Below are 2747 nucleotides of genomic sequence, written 5' to 3' on the forward strand. Positions count from 1 at the left end.
CAGTAGATAGGGTATCCTTAACCAGCTGAGATAACCTTAATCCTTATCCCTTCTATGTAACTAAATTTTAAAACACCTAACCCGTCAGAAAAAACCCTTCCGATTTCTCCATCCAGTGAGAAAAAAGATGGCGGAAAAAAGCGTGAGAAAAACAGGGCTATCCCTTTTGGGATAAGCCTTTTTGTTTTTTACGGCTTCGGAAGAATTTTTTCGAGTTGGAGAAAAAGAGGGGGAAAAAGTGGGGGAAAAGCGTGTGAAAAAGTGTGAAAAAAGGGGAAAAAGAGGGGGGAGAGCGGGATTTCGGAAGACTTTTTTCGAACTTGGAAACGGTGGAATGAGGGTTGGGGTGGGATTTCGGAAGGGATTTTTGGGGGAGTACATAGTAGGAACAAAAAAATATTTTTTTTGTTAAGGGGAAAGGAATTAAGGGGAAATCATAGTAGTATTGTGATTCCAAGTAACTCTTCAAACTCAAGCGGTATTATAAAAATTCGGCAATAACAAGAGCCAAGTTTAGACTCAGCTCCTAATCATCTGTTATTGTAACTTATTTGGGAAATTTACTCTTTTGAAGTATTCAGTAGTGGACTTGAACTTAGGAGTAAAATCAGTACCTTCGTTTAAAGGTTTGCATCTTGTCTATCTAATAATTGATTTTCAAGTTGAAAAGAAATATGATGAAGTCAATTAATAGATTTTTTAAAAGGTTGGGATTCCTATGGAAAATTTCCGAAACCACTACTCAATTAAAAACTTTCAAACCAACGCTTAGTCACCCGACTGAGCGTTTTTAATATGGTTTGTTTTCAAACACTATTGAAAGAAGGTGAGACGAGTGAAGGCAAAGGTTCAAAATATAATTATTGCAATCATTGGAGATTCACTAATGATTGCACTTGCTTTAGCAGGCTCATATTTTATCAAGACTGTTTTAATTGGATGAATTATTTAAGAAGATCTATGAAATTGAGAATTACGAATTTGTTTGCAACTCTGACATTTAAGCTAATTCTTGAAGTGAATCAAGAAAAGTATTGGTTATTAGACATGAAAAAATTCCTGTTAAATGATATAGGGAAACTTAGTGAAATTCGAGACGATATTAAAATGTTTCAAACTGTGAAAATTGACAAAGTGAATGGAAACGTAGTGTGGGAAAACTGTGTAGACTTTGATAATGAACTTCTTATAGAAAATAGTTTAAATATCGATTTTTTGTAACTACTTAGGTACCTAAATGTTTGATTTTCTTAAAAAACGGGTATTTATCGCCAACTTTCAAAATAATGGAAAGGTGGTAAGGGCCTTGAAATACACTAAAAAACAGATTAAACAGATCAGTGAGGGCAAACCTTCTGAGATCGCTGATTTCATTACCATGCTTCTCGGTCACATTGAAAAACTGGAAAAACGTGTTCAGGAACTTGAAAGACAGGTTGGCTCCAACAGTTCCAACAGTAATAAACCGCCATCAAGCGACGGGCTGCGTAAACCCCAAAGCCTCCGGGTGCCAGGGGGAAAGTCCGGAGCCCCAAAAGGTCATAAGGGGCATACGCTAAACATGTCCGCCACCCCTGACGGGATTGAATGGCATACGCCAGAAGTTTGTTCAAACTGTGACCACTCTCTGCTTGACGTTCCTGTACAAGGGTTTAAAAGGAGGCAGGTTGTCGATATCCCGGTTCCACGCCTCATTTTTACAGAACACAGGTCTGCTTCCAAGTGCTGCCCGAATTGCAGGAAAATCCAAAACGGCCCATTCCCTAATCACATAAAGGCTCCTGTTCAGTATGGGGAAAGCTGGAGTGCCTGGTGTGCCTATTTACATACATATCAACATATTCCCCTTGAAAGGATCAGTCAATTGTTCGGGGACCTTACAGGACACCGGCCAAGCGAAGGGACTCTCCTGTCCCACCTTGGCAAGCTGTCGCTAAAGCTCGAGCCTATTGAAGGTGAAATTCGAAAGAATCTGTTTGGTTCCAAGGTCGTCCATGCCGATGAAACTGGAATCCGCACAGAGGGAAAACTTCACTGGCTTCACACCGTTTCGAATGGCAACTGGACTCTATACAACGTGCACACAAAGCGTGGAAAAGAAGCGTTTAATTCAATCGGATTCCTTCCTGCATACAAGGGAACGGTCGTTCATGACTTTTGGAAATCCTATTTCAATGATCGATATCGATTTACCCATGCCCTTTGTGGCGTCCATCTCCTTCGTGAATGTCAGGGCATTATTGATTATGACAAGCACCAGTGGGCTTCGAAGATGCAAGCCTTATTGAGGGAAGCCCTCCTGGAAAAGAAAAGAGCCCTCACATCGGGAATACCGATCGAAAAAGAGGCTATTTCAAGTTTGGAGTCAAGATACGATAAGATTCTGGAACTTGGAAAAAAGGAATGGCTGCCACCCATCAATCGTGATGGACCAGTGAAAAGAGGCAGAAAAGCCAAAACCAAGGCAGCGAATCTTGCGGAAAGATTCATTCTGCACAAGGCCGATATACTCCGGTTCCTTAAAGATGGCCTTGTCCCTTTTGACAACAGCCAGGCTGAAAGGGATATCCGGATGGTAAAGGTCAAAGAAAAAATCTCTGGTTCCTTTCGAACAATGCAGGGAGCAGAACAGTTTGCGCGCATCCGCGGGTTTATTTCCACTGCCCGCAAACAAGGGAGAGATCTGCTTTCTTCCATAATTGATGTAAACAAAGGTCAGTTTTCATTCAGCTGACCTAAGTAGTTAC

General features: G+C 41.0%; 1 protein-coding gene. It reads left to right on the forward strand.

Annotated elements, in window-relative coordinates:
• Positions 1-1306: 1306 nt before the first annotated feature.
• Positions 1307-2734, forward strand: coding sequence for an IS66 family transposase (gene tnpC / locus J2S25_RS19840; RefSeq protein ID WP_052807022.1), 1428 nt, complete (start codon positions 1307-1309; stop codon positions 2732-2734).
• Positions 2735-2747: the final 13 nt, after the last annotated feature.

Origin of the sequence: Mesobacillus stamsii, from assembly GCF_030814065.1 — a bacterium.
Lineage (GTDB): Bacteria > Bacillota > Bacilli > Bacillales > Cytobacillaceae > Mesobacillus > Mesobacillus stamsii.